Origin of the sequence: Treponema sp. J25 (genome assembly GCF_004343725.1) — a bacterium.
Classification (GTDB): domain Bacteria; phylum Spirochaetota; class Spirochaetia; order Treponematales; family Breznakiellaceae; genus J25.
The window spans coordinates 72,129-88,394 of record NZ_PTQW01000005.1; the positions used below are offsets into that span (position 1 = coordinate 72,129).

At 48.8% G+C, this 16,266-nt stretch carries 11 protein-coding genes and 1 pseudogene; 11 read left to right on the forward strand and 1 reads right to left on the reverse strand.

Annotation, left to right across the window (positions count from 1 at the left end; translation table 11 throughout):
* The first annotated feature begins 11 nt into the window (after positions 1-11).
* The 10 genes and pseudogenes from C5O22_RS01355 (at position 12) to lepA (ending at position 13,113) form a co-directional block, all read left to right on the forward strand.
* The gene (locus C5O22_RS01355) at positions 12-1,739 is read left to right on the forward strand and encodes a tetratricopeptide repeat protein (RefSeq protein ID WP_132779401.1); all 1,728 of its coding nucleotides are present in this window, start codon (positions 12-14) and stop codon (positions 1,737-1,739) included.
* Positions 1,740-1,741: 2 nt separating this feature from the next.
* Positions 1,742-3,559, forward strand: a complete 1,818-nt coding sequence (locus tag C5O22_RS01360) for a S1C family serine protease (protein ID WP_132779402.1) — start codon at positions 1,742-1,744, stop codon at positions 3,557-3,559.
* A 127-nt stretch (positions 3,560-3,686) separates the two neighbouring features.
* A complete protein-coding gene (locus C5O22_RS01365; protein WP_132779403.1) occupies positions 3,687-4,010 on the forward strand; it encodes an STAS domain-containing protein in 324 nt (107 codons plus the stop codon).
* A gap of 11 nt (positions 4,011-4,021) precedes the next feature.
* Positions 4,022-6,244, forward strand: a pseudogene (locus C5O22_RS01370) (chemotaxis protein CheA).
* An 8-nt stretch (positions 6,245-6,252) separates the two neighbouring features.
* Positions 6,253-7,128 carry a CheR family methyltransferase gene (locus C5O22_RS01375; RefSeq protein WP_243692841.1) on the forward strand — a complete coding sequence of 292 codons (876 nt, stop codon included), beginning with the start codon at positions 6,253-6,255 and terminating at the stop codon, positions 7,126-7,128.
* Between the two features lie 6 nt (positions 7,129-7,134).
* The gene (locus C5O22_RS01380; protein ID WP_132779404.1) at positions 7,135-8,220 is read left to right on the forward strand and encodes a protein-glutamate methylesterase/protein-glutamine glutaminase; all 1,086 of its coding nucleotides are present in this window, start codon (positions 7,135-7,137) and stop codon (positions 8,218-8,220) included.
* A gap of 21 nt (positions 8,221-8,241) precedes the next feature.
* On the forward strand, positions 8,242-8,610 hold the full coding sequence (locus tag C5O22_RS01385; RefSeq protein WP_132779405.1) for a response regulator: 369 nt from the start codon (positions 8,242-8,244) through the stop codon (positions 8,608-8,610).
* Positions 8,611-8,695: 85 nt separating this feature from the next.
* Positions 8,696-9,139: a chemotaxis protein CheW gene (locus C5O22_RS01390; protein WP_132779406.1), complete on the forward strand. Its 444-nt coding sequence runs from the start codon at positions 8,696-8,698 to the stop codon at positions 9,137-9,139.
* Positions 9,140-9,226: 87 nt separating this feature from the next.
* Positions 9,227-11,125: an ATP-binding response regulator gene (locus C5O22_RS01395; protein WP_132779407.1), complete on the forward strand. Its 1,899-nt coding sequence runs from the start codon at positions 9,227-9,229 to the stop codon at positions 11,123-11,125.
* Positions 11,126-11,307: 182 nt separating this feature from the next.
* Positions 11,308-13,113 (forward strand): translation elongation factor 4, encoded by a 1,806-nt coding sequence (gene lepA, locus C5O22_RS01400; protein WP_132779408.1) that lies wholly within the window; start codon positions 11,308-11,310, stop codon positions 13,111-13,113.
* Between the two features lie 197 nt (positions 13,114-13,310).
* Here the strand turns inward: lepA and C5O22_RS01405 are convergent, their stop codons facing one another.
* The gene (locus tag C5O22_RS01405) at positions 13,311-14,594 is read right to left on the reverse strand and encodes an MFS transporter (protein ID WP_132779409.1); all 1,284 of its coding nucleotides are present in this window, start codon (positions 14,592-14,594) and stop codon (positions 13,311-13,313) included.
* A gap of 412 nt (positions 14,595-15,006) precedes the next feature.
* Between C5O22_RS01405 and C5O22_RS01410 the strand changes: the two genes are divergently transcribed.
* Positions 15,007-16,098 (forward strand): hypothetical protein, encoded by a 1,092-nt coding sequence (locus tag C5O22_RS01410; protein WP_132779410.1) that lies wholly within the window; start codon positions 15,007-15,009, stop codon positions 16,096-16,098.
* Positions 16,099-16,266 lie beyond the last annotated feature (168 nt).

Genomic DNA, 16,266 nt, shown 5'->3' on the forward strand with positions numbered 1-16,266 from the left:
ATGGAAAAACCATGAGGTCTCCGGTTCGTGTCATTTTTATCATGACTCTTTTGGGATGGGGGGGCCTCGGGGTCTATGTTCCTGCCCAGAGCTTTGAAAATTCCCTTGCCATGGTATATGTTCAGCACGCCCTCAGGGAAATTGAAGCAGGACGATGGAACGAAGCTCGGGTAATTTTTGAACAGGGCGCTGCCTTTGGGGAAGTCTCTTCCGATTTTAACTACCTTTCTGCGCTCCTCTTTTTGAAAATGGGCGAGCCGGTAGGTAAGGTGCTGACCTATCTTGAGAAGGCACAGCAAATTCAGCGCTGGGCCTTGTATACTCCGGAGGAGGCCCTTCTTTTACATGCCCAGGTGTGGATACGTCTGCGAAATTACGCGGCGGCCCTTACCATACTGCGAAGGCTCCCTTCTACGGCAGATACCCTGTATTTTTCCGGTCAGGCCCTTTTTTTAAATGGAAATTCCCGGGAAGCTTTTTCTCTTTTGGATCAAGCTCTGCAACGGTATCCTCAGGACGTGCGTTTTGTCTATCTTGCCGCTCAGAGGATAAACAAACAAAATCCTTCTCCCTTGGAGCGGCAAATACTGGAACGGATCTATCAGCGTCGTCGTGTCCTGTGGGATCTTGATGCCGAACTGTTATGGCGTCTGGTCCCCTTTCTCTCTCAGCGTTCTGAACAAATTCAGGCCCTAGAACGTTATCGGGTTCAGCAAAGACTTACGGCGGAAGCCCTTCCTCTGTTGGTCCTCTATGGAGCAATAGATGAAACCATCGGCATTGAACAGTTGTTTACTAGCGAGAGGATAGAAAAAAAGGTGCTCGAATCTCTGTGGAGTGCTCTCCGTGGAGAAACTTCTCGGAGCCTCTTCTTAGAAAGGCTACAGAGTTTTTCCGGAGTGATAACGGAAGATCTTGATGGAGATGGGTGGTCAGAGATTCAGCTTACCTATACGAAGGGGATGCTGAGCATCTATTCCTATGATGCAGATCAGGATGGAATAGCTGAACTTATCGTGTGGAGTGACGAAGACATCCCCCAGCGAGCCCGAGTGAGGTTTGAGGGGAAAGGCACGGAAAAGCCGGAACGAGAAAAAACGCGGCTAGAAGCCTTTGCTCTGCCCTTTAGCGAGACAGAACAAACCTGGGTAGAACTGGAATGGCAGACGTACCCCCGCATTGGACAGGCAAAGGTGGAGAACAGGGGATACCTATTCAATCCTGAGGAGTTTCAATGGGCCCCACTTCAGTTTATGCCTCTTTTTAGGGATGCAAAAGGGACGGTTTTCCGTTACCCCTCCTTAGAAAACCCTCTCCCGAGGATTACGGAGCGGAGCCTCTGGTCTTTTGCGGTTACAGTTGTTCGACCGGGGAGCCTTATGCCAGGTTCATGGGAGAAACTTGAGGTCCAGGTTGGGGTGATTCAACGGAGCACCGAGACCTACGAGGGGAAAATTCTCCGGGAGACCTTTTATGAGAGGGGGCTGCCGGTACGAGAAACCCTTGATACTGATCAGGATGGGCGGATGGAAACGAAAAAGCGGTATTTTTATAACAGCCCCGCCAGCGATCAATCAGAGAGACGGGAAAGTCTTCTAGAAGCCGATTTTGATGGGGATGGCCTGTATGAATATGGGGAAGAGTTTTTCCGTGATGGGTGGCTTATAAAATCCTGGGATCTGGATCGAGATGGGTACCGAGAAACAACGTATGTTGAAACAATACCGATGGGAAAATAAGAATGGATAAAAGACGAGTTCAAAACATAGTTCTTATTCTTATAGGAATACTTCTTCTTGTGTATGGCAGTTGTACCTCTTCTCCTCCCTCCGAGCCTGCTTCCCCTGTCTGGGAATTACGGCTCCAGGAACTGCGGAATATGGTAGAAAGGGATCCGCAGAGAGCCATCTACCTCCTGGGAGCAGTGCGGTATCAATATAACCTTTCTCAGGAAGACCTCGATGAGGTTTCGGCCCTTTCCGAAAAAGCGATACAAGGCTTACAGCAGGCCCTTATGACGGCTTTTCAGGAAGAGCGCTGGCAAGAGGCTCTTTCGTATTATCGATCCCTGTCAGAAATCAAGAGGCTTCCTAAAGATTTTCCCGAAATAGTTATCCTTTCTTTGAAAAAGGCCCGGGCAGAACTCGCCAAGGGTAAAAACCTCGAAGCTTTCCTTACGTTGGTGACGATTCTGGATCAATCTGAGGGAAATACTTCGATACCAACCGAAGAAATAGAGCCCTTCTTTACTAAAGCCCTGGAAGAAAAGCGTCGGTCCCTTGCCCGGTATCTGTATTCCTGGATGGAATCAAAGGGGAAGGGGCCCGTCATATCGAAAGAAGAAAAGGCTTCCCTTTTTCTCCCTGAATCTCCCCCTGAGATGATCCAGGGGGTGGCCACGGTTATTGTCGATCGGGGTATCCGCTTTGAAAAGGGCCGGGGAGTCCCCGAGTGGGTGGTCGGTTCTGCTTTCTTTATCGATCCTTCAGGACTTTTGGTTACCAATTACCATGTAATAGAAAGCGAGGTAGATCCCTCGTATAAGGGGTATTCCCGCCTGTATATCCGTCTGGGAGATGCATCGACTCCCCGCATTCCTGCCCGGGTCGTGGGGTACGATTATTTCCTTGACCTTGCGGTGATCAAGGCGGAGGTTACTCCTTCCTATGTGTTTTCCATTCTTCCTGCTAAAGATCCTGTTGTGGGGGATCGGGTGTACGCCATAGGATCCCCGGCGGGACTCGAGAAAACCGTGACCTCCGGCATTATTTCCTCTACCAGCCGGCGTTTGCTGCAGATAGGAACGGTCTATCAGCTTGATGCGGCAATTAACCATGGGAATTCAGGGGGCCCTGTGGTGGATGAAAAGGGGAACCTCCTGGGGGTCGTCTTTGCAGGAATTGAACAGTTTGAGGGAATTAACTTTATGATCCCCCTCCGTTGGCTACGGTATGCCCTTCCCGCTATGCTCCAGGGGGGGATGGCGGAACGCCCCTGGCTTGGTTTTTCGGTAGAAGAAAGTCGCGAGGGATTACGACTCCAGTATCTATTTCCTGCTTCTTCGGGACGGGACTATCGCTTTACGGAAGATACGATGATTCGGCATATTTCGACGGCGGACTTGTCAGGTGCAGAAAACCGAATAGGACGAACCCAGGAAATCCTCTATGAACGACAGCCGGGGGAGCTAATACGTGTAGAAGACATAAAAGGAGAGTCTTATATACTCCAGCTTTCTAAAAGACCGAAGACACCTTTCCTGGAAGCCCTGGAGAAGGACATAAAAGAGCGGGTGATAGCCCCCCTCTTTGGGTTTAATCTTGAATATATTGGTCAGGAATTGTTTGTAAAAAGATATACCGTAAAACGGGTTGTTCGGGGGTCGGTGGCCGATGAAATGGGCCTTACGCCTCAAGACAGCCTTGCTATTCATGGCCTTGAAGTAGATAAGGAAAACAAGGTGGCCTATCTTGATGTGACGGTGAAAAAGAAAAAGATGGGCTATTTAGAGTCTTCCATGCGCATTCCCGTGTATCTTGAGACCACCGATACATTATAAGGCTCATACTCCTGGGAAGCCCGCTGAAAAGCACATATTTATAAACAACCATGGGGCTCCTCTTTAAGGGGAAGATACCTTTCTCTTTTCCCTTGCACTTTCTTCGGTATCCCTTATACTTATTTCTATGAATACCAACGAGGAAGTGGAAATGCTACAATGGGAAGGGAGCCTTGATATCTCCCGGGCCCGGCACTGTAAGGAGTCCTTGCTCGAAGCCTTTGATTCCTTTCAGAACATAACCGTAGATCTGACGCTGGTAGAAGAAATCGATATTCCCATCATTCAACTTTTATATGCGGCCCATAAAGAGGCTCAATCCCGGGGTATTCGTTTTACCATCACGGGGAAGGTATCCCCCGGTTGTTATCGGAACATCGAACTCAGTGGATTTCTCTGTGATCCACTCACCGAAGAATCGAAGGCCTGGTGTGCGATCCAGAAAGGATAAAGGGGATTTCTATGATAGAGAAATTTAAGGAGGCCTTTAAAGAGGAGGCCGTAGAATTACTCTCCCAACTGGAAGACACCCTTTTGGAATTGGAACAGGACCCCACAAACGCAGAGGTAATTGCTAGTATTTTTAGGACCATGCACACTATTAAAGGCTCGGCCTCCATGTTTGGTTTTGAAAAAATAGCCCATTTTACCCACGAAATGGAATCCCTCATGGAGCTTCTTCGGCAGGGTGCCTTCGTGCCCGATAAGACCTTTATTTCCATGACCCTAGAGGCCCGGGATTTTATCGAGGAACTGCTTAAGGAAGAAAAGCAGGAGGTGCTGGAACAGGCCCTGGCCTTTGCAGAGCGATTCAAACAGCATATAGAAGAGCTTTCACAAAAGAAAGGTGGGGAAAAAACAACAGTTCTAAACGTCCCTCCCACGGAAGGGAATGTCCAGTCTGCAGAAGGCCCCGGTGGGGCTTCTGCTGTAGTCGATACCAGCCATGCTTCTTCTGCCGTCGCCGGTAACACCCCGTCTCTTTCTGAAACCGGTACTGTCCCGGGGGGTACTCCTCATGGTTCTATAGAAACCTATCGGATCCAGTTCCTTCCCCATCGGGATATTTTTAAAAGCGGGGTTCATCTGCTTTTGATTCTCGATGAGTTAAGTCGTCTGGGAACCATGTCGCTTATAGCCCGGAAGCAGAACATTCCTCCCCTATCATCATTGAATGAAGAAGAATGTTTTGTGGGCTGGGATATTACGTTGACCACCGATAAAGGGGAAGATGCCATCCGGGATGTGTTTATCTTTGTAGAAGATCGGGCGGACATCAAGATTGAAAGGGTCCCCGTACCCGAAAAAGAGAAAGAAGGAGAAGGGAATGTAAAACGGCTCGGGGAAATTCTAGTGGAACGGGGAGTAACGTCCCCCACCACTATAGAATCTTTAGAGGCTGAAAAGAAACGCCTAGGGGAACTCTTGGTAGAAAAAAATCTTGTTTCCGAGGAGGATGTGCGCAGCGCCCTTCTGGAACAGGAACACCTTAAACAGGTAAGGGAACGGCAAGAACTGGTTACCAATAGCATCCGGGTTTCGAGCGAGCGCCTCGATACCCTCGTAGACCTGGTGGGAGAACTCGTTACCCTCCAGGCCCGCCTGGCAAGCCTTTCCTCAGGAATTCGGGATGCGAACCTCCTATCCCTTTCGGAGCAGATGGAACGCCTGGTTGCTCAGTTGCGGGATACGGCCATGGGAATTCGGATGCTCCCCATTGGTACTACCTTTAGCCGGTTCCGGCGGCTTGTGCGGGACCTTTCTCAGGAACTGGGTAAGGAGATCGATCTTGTTACCGAAGGGGGCGATACGGAACTTGATAAAACGGTAATAGAAAAATTGAACGATCCCCTGGTACATATTATTCGCAACAGTGTGGATCATGGTATTGAAAAGCCCCAGGATCGCCAGGCCCGAGGAAAGCCCCTCCGGGGAACCATTCGGCTTTCGGCCTTTCATTCGGGGGCCTATGTGCTTATTCAGGTAAGTGACGATGGGGCAGGCCTTAATCGGGAAAGGATCCTTGAAAAGGCTATTGAAAAGGGGCTTTTGAATGGGGGGGCCAATTATTCGGATGAGGAAATTTTCCAGTGTATCTTTGCCCCTGGTTTTTCTACCGCTTCCCAGGTCACGAGCGTTTCGGGCCGGGGTGTGGGTATGGATGTGGTAAAGCGCCATATCGAATCCCTGGGCGGTATGGTGAGTATTGAGTCCTCCCAGGGTAAGGGGACCACTGTAACGTTACGGATCCCCCTTACCCTCGCCATTATTGACGGGCTTCTGGTTCGCATAGGGCGGGAGAATTTTGTCATTCCCCTTTCGGCGGTAGATGGATGTATTGAAATTGCCTCCGTTGAGCGGAGTAATCTGGAAAAACATCGGGCCATGCTCAGTTATCGAAATATGATCCTGCCCTTTATTACCCTCAGGACAGTGCTGGATATCGAGGGCGAGGTGCCCGACATTGAACAGATAGTGGTGGTAACCTTGATGGAAAAACGAATTGGCTTTGTGGTGGATCAGGTTATTGGGGATAATTAGACGGTTATTAAACCCCTCGGTCCCCTTTTTAAAAATGTACCGATTTTTTCAGGGGCAAGTATTCTGGGGGATGGCAGTATTGCCCTTATTATCGATATTCCCCGCTTGTGCCAGTATTCTCAAAAAATGGAGGAAGCTAAATAACGAATTCTATGGTGGCGCAGGACACAAATTCGGGGACCTTTTCTATTTTTGATGTTTCTCCGGTCGTTCCCATGACCAAAGAAGAATTCAGGATATTAAGTTCTTTTGTGGAAAAGGAACTGGGGATTCGCATGCCCCCGGCGAAAAAGATTATGCTCGAAAGTCGTTTGTATAAACGCCTTCGGCTCCATCAATTTACTTCCTATGGAGAATATATTGACTTTGTTTTTAGCGAGGAAGGGAAACAAAAGGAACTTCCCCACATGATCGATGCGGTTACTACCAATAAAACCGATTTTTTTCGGGAGGCAGACCATTTTGATGTTTTACTACAAAACTGTCTACCGGAACTCTGTGAAAACCTCCGGCGTCCCCTCAGAGTCTGGTCTGCCGGTTGTGCCACGGGAGAAGAACCCTATACGATTGCGATTGTAATGGAAGAATATCGCCGAAGTAGCCCGGCTTTTTCCTATGAGATTGTAGCTTCGGATATTTCAAATAGGGCCATAGAACAGGCTATTGAAGGCATTTATGAGGCTGAACGCATTGATTTTCTCCCCTATGAGTATAAAAAGCGGTATTTCCTTAAAAGCAAGGATCCCAGCCAGGCCCTGGTGCGGGTTAAAAAGGAACTGCGGGAAAAGGTTCGCTTTGAGCGACTTAATTTGATGGAACAACGATATCCCTGGAAAGCCTATTTTGATATTGTGTTTTGTCGAAATGTGATCATTTATTTTGAACGAAAGGTGCAGGAGGATATCCTTAAGAAAATCTGTGAAACCCTTGTGCCGGGGGGATTCCTTTTTTTAGGGCACTCGGAAACTATTACGGGCTTTGATCTACCGTTGGTAGCTCTGTTCCCCACGGTTTACCAGAAGAGGTAATAACGAATGAATGCTCCTATCATTAAAGTATTGATTGTGGATGATTCAGCTATTGTGCGGGAAACCCTCCGAGAAGTCCTGGAATCGGATCCTCACATAAAGGTAAGTGGGGTGGCTTCGGATCCCATCTTCGCCTTAAAAAAGATTGAAGAAGAACGGCCCGATGTGATTATCACGGATGTCGAAATGCCCCGAATGGATGGAATTACCTTTCTCAAAGAAATCATGTCCCGACCAGATCCCATTCCCACGGTAATTTGTTCTTCTAAAACCGAAGAGGGCAGTGAGAATGCCCTTAAGGCTCTGGAGTTTGGGGCCATCGATATCATTCAGAAACCTAAACTGGGGACAAAGCAATTCCTGGAAGAATCGAAGATTCGTTTCTGTGATGTGGTTAAAGCGGCCTACCGGGCCCGGCTCCGCAAGCTTCCTTTAGGAATGACGGCGGTTCCGCCGGTCCAGCCCAAATTAACGGCCGATGTGATGCTTCCTAGGCCAGATCGGGGACATCTTTTTATAGAAACCACCGAAAAAGTGGTGGTGGTAGGAGCCTCAACAGGGGGAACGGAAGCATTGCGGGAATTTCTTTCTATGTTTCCCCAGGATGGCCCCGCCATGGTTATCGTTCAGCATATGCCTGAGCATTTCACCCGGGCCTTTGCTAACCGGTTGGATGGTCTCTGCAAAATTACCGTGAAAGAAGCGGAAGATAACGATACGGTGCTGCGAGGGCGGGTCCTGATTGCACCGGGGAATCGTCATACCCTGTTAAAACGGGCCGGTTCCCGCTATTATGTAGAAGTAAAAGACGGGCCCCTTGTTTGTCGGCACCGGCCCAGTGTGGATGTATTGTTTCGGTCCGCCGCCCGCTACGCGGGGAAAAACGCGATCGGGGTAATTATGACCGGCATGGGGGACGATGGCGCCCGGGGTATGAAGGAACTCCATGATGCGGGGGCCTATACGATTGCCCAGGATGAGCAATCCTGTGTGGTCTTTGGGATGCCTAAGGAGGCGATTAAGGCAGGGGGAGTCGATGTGGTGCTTCCTCTCGAAAAAATTGCAGGAGAAGTGCTCCGTTTTACTCAGTAATATCCAACAGGGAGGTCCGGTATGGCAAAAAAGATTCTAATTGTGGATGATTCCACGGCGATACGCCAGAGTATTGTGTATATTCTTCAGCAGGATGGCTATGAGATTGCAGAGGCCACTGATGGCCTAGAGGGTCTGTCGGTGCTGGAAAAAATGGATAGGGTAGACCTGGTGATTACGGATATCAATATGCCCAACATGGATGGGATTACCCTTATTAAAAAGATTCGTCAGCATGAACGGTTCAAATTCCTTCCCATTATTGTGCTTACCACTGAATCTCAGGGAAGTAAAATGAATGAAGGAAAAGAAGCGGGCGCCACCGGCTGGATTGTAAAACCCTTTAATGCGGAAAAACTACTGGCGGTGGTAAAGAAGATTATAGGATAGTTGAAGTTGTTCGGAGTTATTCGTGCCTTTGAGGGGGCCAGGGGAACCCCGATAAGATGGCCTTGGAGAGGGGGTGGAGGCTTTTATGGCTCGAGAGATTACCTATGTTACGTTTGAATGCGAAGGGGAACAATACGGTATTCCTGTGGCTGGGGTCGAGGTAGTCCTGGAGGGTGCTACCATAACTCCGGTTCCTCATAGCCTCGATTTTATTCGAGGGGTTATGAATCACCGGGGGACCGTGGTGCCGGTACTGGATTTACGGCGGATCCTGAGGATAGGAGAGACGGATCTTACAAAAGAGTTCGTGGTACTCATTGTGGAACTTTCTCTTAATAAAGAGATGGTTTCGGCGGGCCTTATTACCGATAAGGTGTACGAAGTACTTACCCTGTCGGAAAATCAAATCGATAAACGTCCTTCTATTGGCCATAGAATAGATGGAACATTGATCGCTGGAATTGGAAAGGGAGAAGGGGGCTTTATTATTCTTCTGGATTTGCAACGAGCCCTGGAACAGGCACTATAAAGGATGTGTAAAAGTACAGGGAAAGGAAGAGGGGACCCTTGCTGATAGTCCTCAAGTAAAATAATAGGAAATGGAATACAAAAGGTTATGGAGAATCACGAGATTTCTATTGTTATTTGCGAAGACGAACATATTGTGGCCCTCGATATAAAACGTCATCTTGAACGGTATGGCTATCGGGTGGGAGGTATTTTTTCAAAGGCTGAAGAGGCCATCGAATTCTGTGAGCAGGAGAAACCCCAGCTTGTTCTGATGGATATCCAGTTGCAGGGATCCATGAATGGCCTTGAGGCTTCCCGTATTATTTATACCCGTTTCCATATTCCAGTGGTAATTCTTACTGCCTATACGGATGACCCTTTCCTGAACCAGGTAAAAGAGAGTTTTCCCTTTGGGTACATCGTGAAACCCTTTGAGGATAGGGAACTGCGTACTGTAATTGAACTGGCCCTGTACCGGCACGAGATGGAGTTGCGGCTCCAACGGAGTGAAGAACGGTATCGAAAATTGTTTGAAGAAGCCCCTACCGCTAATTTTATTGCGACGAGCAAAGGGCTTATTGTGGATTGTAATGCCACTTTTATTAATCTTATCCGAAGTAGTAGTAAGGAAGAATTAAAGGGGACTTCGCTGTATGATTTCGTTCTTCAGAAGGGTACCCTTGGAAAAATGATAGAATCTTTAAAAAAAGAGGGAAATCCTTTAACTAAAGAAATGGAACTCATGCCAAAAGGCGGAGAACCGCTGTCGGTGCTTATGACCCTTTCGGTTTTTCGGGACCCTTTTACCGAAGAACAAACCATTCAGGGGTATGTGGTCGATATGACTGCCTATAAAGAACTGGAAAGCCAACTTCTGCAGGCCCAGAAAATGGAAGCCCTGGGGCGCCTGGCCGGAGGGATCGCCCATGATTTTAACAATATCATTACCGCCATCATGGGGTATAGTAATCTTCTTCTGGAGGAAGTCAAAGATAATCCCCTGCTCAAAGAAGAGGTAGATGGAATTGTGGCGGCTTCTCAGCGGGCCGTCAGCCTTACTCGACAGCTTTTAACCTTTTCACGGAAGCAGCCTGTGGAAAATCAGCTTATCAATGTGCATCACGCCCTGGAAACGGTACGGAAAATGATAGATCGGCTTATCCCTGAAACCATCCGTCTTACCTATTACCTCGAAGCCCAATCTCCCTATATCTCTCTGGATCCTGGTCAATTTGAACAGGTTATTGTTAACCTGGTGGTTAACGCTCGAGATGCGATTGATGGAGAAGGGGCTATTGTTATTGAAACCGCTAATATTCATTGTGATGGGACAGGCAGTCCCCTTTGCCTTTCACCGGGTGATTGGGTTCGTATTTCCGTAAAAGACAGCGGTTGCGGAATTCCCCGAGAAAATTTGTCCCATATTTTTGAGCCCTTTTTTACCACTAAAAAGAAAAACAATGGAACAGGGTTGGGTTTGTCTACGGTGTATGCCATTGTTACTAAAAATGGAGGGCATATCACCGTGGATAGCACCGTTGGAAGGGGTACTGTTTTTTCTTTATATTTCCCCCATGTTGCAAGTGGTGCTTCTCTGGTCCCGGAATCATCTCCTATCGAAAAGCCAGAAACCCATACGGGCACTATTTTACTGGTGGAAGACGATGATTTCTTGCGGGCCCTTATTGCTCGCCTTCTGATAAAGTGGGGCTATCGAGTGGTAGAAGCTTCCAACGCTGGAGAAGCCCTCATCCTGGCAGAAAAGGAAAAAGCCTTTATGTTAGTCACCGATGTGGTAATGCCCCATATGGGGGGCTATGAACTAGCGGACCGTCTTTTACAAAAAAACCCCGATCTTAAGGTTTTGTTCATTTCAGGTTATGAAAATGAAAACAAGCCGAAGGAACTTTCTCTTTTTACTCCCCCTAACCATTTTGATTTTTTGCAAAAACCCTTTTCCCATGAAGAACTGTTAAAGCGGCTTTCCCAATTGGAAAAGGCCTAGACTTGTGATATGAGGTCCCTCCTCACCCACAGTGCTGGTTACCTGGTTCAGGTGACGCATAAGAGGCTCCCGTTTTTCCTGACACATCGGTCGCTGGGAGGGAGGGCCTATTTTAATTGTAGGAGGAGCTTTAGAGGCCGCTGGGTTGAGTAATCGCCAAAAGTACGCTATAGTCCGGCCATATGAACGATATCAGTAGGATCCGCAATTTTTGTATTATCGCCCATATCGATCACGGGAAAAGCACCCTGGCAGATCGGCTTATCCAGAAGGCCCGTATCGTGGATGAGCGCAATTTTCAAAACCAAATCCTGGATAATATGGATATTGAGCGGGAACGGGGAATCACTATTAAGAGTCAGGCCGTGACCATTCCCTATACCGCCCTGGACGGAAAAGAGTATATCCTTAATTTTGTGGACACCCCTGGCCACGTGGACTTTACCTACGAGGTTTCCCGGGCCATCAGTTCCTGCGAAGGGGCCCTGCTGGTTATCGATGCTACCCAGGGGGTGCAGGCCCAGACCTTGTCGAATATGTACCTGGCCCTGGAACATAACCTGGAAATTGTTCCGGTCATCAATAAGATCGATATGCCCGCCGCGGATATCGAAAACACGAAGCTTCAGATAGATCATGACCTGGGGCTCGATTCCCGGGATGCCCTCCTGGTTTCTGCAAAACAGGGCATCGGGATAGATGAACTATTTGAAGCGATTGTGCATCGCATCCCGGCTCCGAAGGGGGCAGCGGAAAACCCTCTGCGGGCCCTTATTTTTGATTGTCACTATGATCCCTACCGGGGCGTGGTGGTGCATATCCGCCTGTTTGATGGGGAACTCCGGCGGGGTATGAAGATCCGGCTTATGTCCAGCGGCGCCGAATACGAGGTGGAAAACCTGGGGATCTTTAAGATTGTGCTGGAAGAACGGGATATGCTGAGTGCGGGAGAGGTGGGCTACGTTATTGCGGGTATTAAAACCGTGAGCGACGTTCGGGTGGGAGATACCATCACCAATGCGGAACGCCCCTGCGCGGAGCCTTTGCCGGGGTTTAAAGAGGTAAAGCCGGTGGTGTTCTCGTCGATATACCCCGTGGATTCCAACGATTACGAGGAACTTAAGGATAGCCTGGAAAAATTAAAGTTAAACGACGCATCTCTGGTGTTTGAAAAGGACTCTTCGGTGGCCCTGGGCTTTGGGTTCCGCTGTGGGTTCCTTGGCCTTTTGCACCTGGAAGTAGTCCAGGAACGGCTTGAACGGGAATTCGGCCAGTCCATCATCTTTACTGCCCCGTCGGTACGTTACAAAATTCATCTTAAGAACGGCCAGGAACTCTATATCGATAACCCCAGTGAGTATCCCGATGAGGCCCAGATCGAAGCTACCGAAGAACCCTATATTCGGGCTTCTATCATTACGCCCAGTACGTACCTCGGGGCGATTATGACCCTCTGTACCGAAAAGCGGGGAATCCAGACCAATATGACCTACCTGGACGAAAAACGGGTAGAACTTATCTACGAGATGCCCCTGGCGGAGGTGCTCTTCGATTTTTACGATAAACTAAAGAGTATAAGCCGGGGCTATGCTTCCTTTGATTACGATATCATAGGGTATAAACCGACGGAACTGGTAAAACTGGACATCCTTATCAATGGAAAGGCGGTAGACGCCCTTTCTCAACTTGTGTTTAAAGGAAACGCTTATGAACGGGCCCGGACTGTCTGTGAGCGGCTCCGGGATGAAATTCCCCGACATCAGTTTAAGATCCCTATCCAGGGGGCAATTGGAAGCCAGATTATCGCCCGAGAAACGGTGAATGCCTACCGAAAGGACGTACTCGCCAAATGCTATGGGGGAGACATCACCCGGAAACGAAAACTGCTGGAAAAACAAAAGGAAGGGAAAAAGCGCATGAAGATGGTGGGTGAGGTGGAACTCCCCCAGAGCGCCTTCCTCTCGGTTCTAAAATCGAAAGAGGAATAGAGGTAAGTCCGCTTCTTCCCTCTAATAATGCTCTCATCTTTAGGGATGGCCGGCCTAAGAATTTGTAGAGGAATTGGGTGTATCCTCTTTTGTATATATATGAAAAGAGACGGCGGCGGCCCCTTTCCTGAAGGGGCTACCACATTGTGGAATGGCGCCAGCACACCCCCTTTTGTTTTATAGATGGCCCCCTGGCTCTACCCCTTTTTAGGGAGGGCCTCCGGTTTTTCTTCGGTGGAGGAACGGATCCTCACTTGGGCTCCCCGGACGTACCACCTCAGGGCAAGGGCCCCGCCGCCAAGGATAGCCCCCGTAGCGACAAAGACTCCGCGAAAGCCGATGCCAATGGCGATGACCGAACCAAGGAGAGGGCCGACCGCCGCTCCTATGGAAGCAACGGAACTGCGGATCCCATAGAGGCTGCCCTGTTTTTCCGGCGGACTATATACCGTAAGGAGGGCATTTACCGTCGGCATGGTCCCCCCCAGAAAGAAGTTGCTTAACGCCCGAAGAACAAGGAGTTGACCGCGGTTGGTGACAAGGGCCTGGGGAATGGTGGTACAGGCGGCCCCGAGAAGGCAGCCCAACAGAAGCCGCTGATATCCTACCTGGTAACTTATTTTTCCGATCCATACGGCCGCAATGGAACTGGTGAGGGCCCCCACACCCAGGATAAGACCCGTATCGGAAGCCACCCGGGTTCCATCAGGGGATAGGTTTTTGATGAACAAGGGGAGAAAGGGGGCGGTAATACTCCCTGCAATCTGATCAATGGCCACGATGGCAAGCAGGGTGATGATGGTGAATAGGGTCGGCGCTGGCAGGGAACGGAGAGAAAAGAACCTTTTTCCCTTAGGGGCGCTTTGCTGTTTTTGAGGGGGTATAAAGGGGTCCTCGGTTCCCCAAAGGACGATGCATCCTCCGAGGAAGAGTAAAAAGGCGGTAATAAAGAAATTTATCCGGTGTCCAAAACTATCGGATATATATCCTCCAAGGAGGGGGCCCAGGGAGTTACCGAGAAACACGGCCATCTGGAGGAGCCCCAACGCGTAGGCCCGTTCTTTCTCGGGACTAATGGATGCTACGAGTACCATGGCTGCCGCGATGGTTCCTGTTACCGCCCCCTGCAGGGTTTTAAAAACCAGGAGTTGTTCGGGGGTCTGGGAAAGCCCCTGCAAGGCAACGAGGATGGTCCCCCCAAACATGGCCCTAAGGAGCATCAGTTTACGGCCCTTCCGGTCCGCCAGGGCGCCCCAGAGGGGAGCCATTACTGCCATTGCTATCGCGGGCAGGGACTGGACCATGCCGGTGTAAAATTTCAACTGCCCTGAGTCCTTGACTCCCAGATCTTCTAGAAAGAAGGGGATAATAGGACTCGAGGTAGAAAAACCGGTAAGGGCCAGCAGTTCGGCTATCCAGGTGGCGTATAAGGTCTGTTTCCACCGAGGAGAAGGGAAAGACCATTTTTTGTGTTGTTGCATGATGTTTTGTGCCTTTTTTCAAACTGTTGTAAAAAGGTATGCTTGTCTTTAGAGATAGATTAACTGTATCATAACCAGATTTAAATAATTGTGAAAGCCCTTTCTTTAAGGCCTTTTTATTTCAAAATAAAGACATGGTAAAACTTGTTTTTTTTATAAAATGTGTTATAAAAATTTTACAAAATCTCCATAAAGAAAGAGATCTCTCTGTGATGGTTACCAGGGGGACGTCTAAGCTAGCATTTAAAAATAATCGTAGTATCGTGAAAAAAGATACCGATTTTTTTATGAAGCAAGAACCTTAAGGGTAATAAAGAAGGAGGTGGCGATGAACCATATCAGACTGGGGGCTCATGGCCTTTAGCTATTCGCTAGGGGCAAACGATACCCTTTGGCCCTGGAGGTTGAATCTATGCCTCGAAGCAGCCGTGTTGTTTTTTCAGTTCTCTTATTAATGGGTTTCTTCTTAACGGCCCTTCCTTCGCTTCATGCCCAGATTTCAGGGGCGGTAACAGGGAGTGCCAATTTTCTCATATGGTACCGGGATGACTTGAGCCAGTCGGGACTTACGGACACAATAACGGAACGGGACAATCCCTTCTTTTTTCGGACCCAGCTAGAGATCAATAACATCTTTGGATGGAGGGGAATTTTCTCTATCTTTACTGATAAGCTCCTCGACCCATGGGGGATTTTTGCCCGGGATCTTTCGGTAAAGACCGGCGTCACCTATGGGGGGGTGGAACTGGATTTGTATGGGAGTCCCCTCAATTCCCATGTGGAACGATGGTTTGGCTGGAATCTGCCTATACCTTTGTATCCCGAGTTTCACTACAAATACCGGACCATGCGGTGGACCGTGAAAATAGATGATTCTGATCCGTGGATGTATGCTCTTGAGCCTCCGGAGATTTATTATTTTGATGAACAAGGGGACTATACTATCTTAAAGATTGGCAACTCCATCACCACGGGGGCTCGGGTGCATGATTTCCAGCTTGGCCTTGTGGCTCCTCTGGTGGATACCCCCTCCACGTTGAGTGGTGGTTATTTCCTCTCCCTCCACGGAGTGCACTATGTGGCCCCCTCTCAGCTGTATCTTCAGGATCCAAATACCTATGACTCACTCGAAGTTCTCATGGTGCTTCCTACGACTTATATGGGACTTCTCTTTGGGGGTGAAGTGTATAATGGAAATGCCTTTGGGGACCCCTTGCAAAATTGCTGGAAAATCGGCCTTGGTATGGGTTCCGTGTTTCAGGAGAACCAGTTCCTTTCCAATTCCGCCGGCGCCTTTGAACTCTATGGCCTGTATCAACAGCTTTTTCCCTTTGATGATGAAATGAAAAGTGGCCTTGTCCTCGGCGTGGAAGCCTTTTCTCTTATAATAGTGGATGTAGGAGGCGGAGGGGATAGGTTGAGCGATGGCACCCCCTTGTATATTACCTATACTAGCACCGATAGCTATGTGATTCCTTATGTAAAGTTGGTGTGGCGGTTTTAATAACAGGATGCTCGACATATACCCCGCAAGAAGTAAGATCTGTTATTGTGTCGAATAATATGGTAGTGGATAGGGGGACAATAAAAATTTAGAGAAGCTATGGTTTTTCCCAGGGACTCCACATGATGCTGGGTAGTCGCTGGTATTGGGCTCCCTAATTGACAGGTC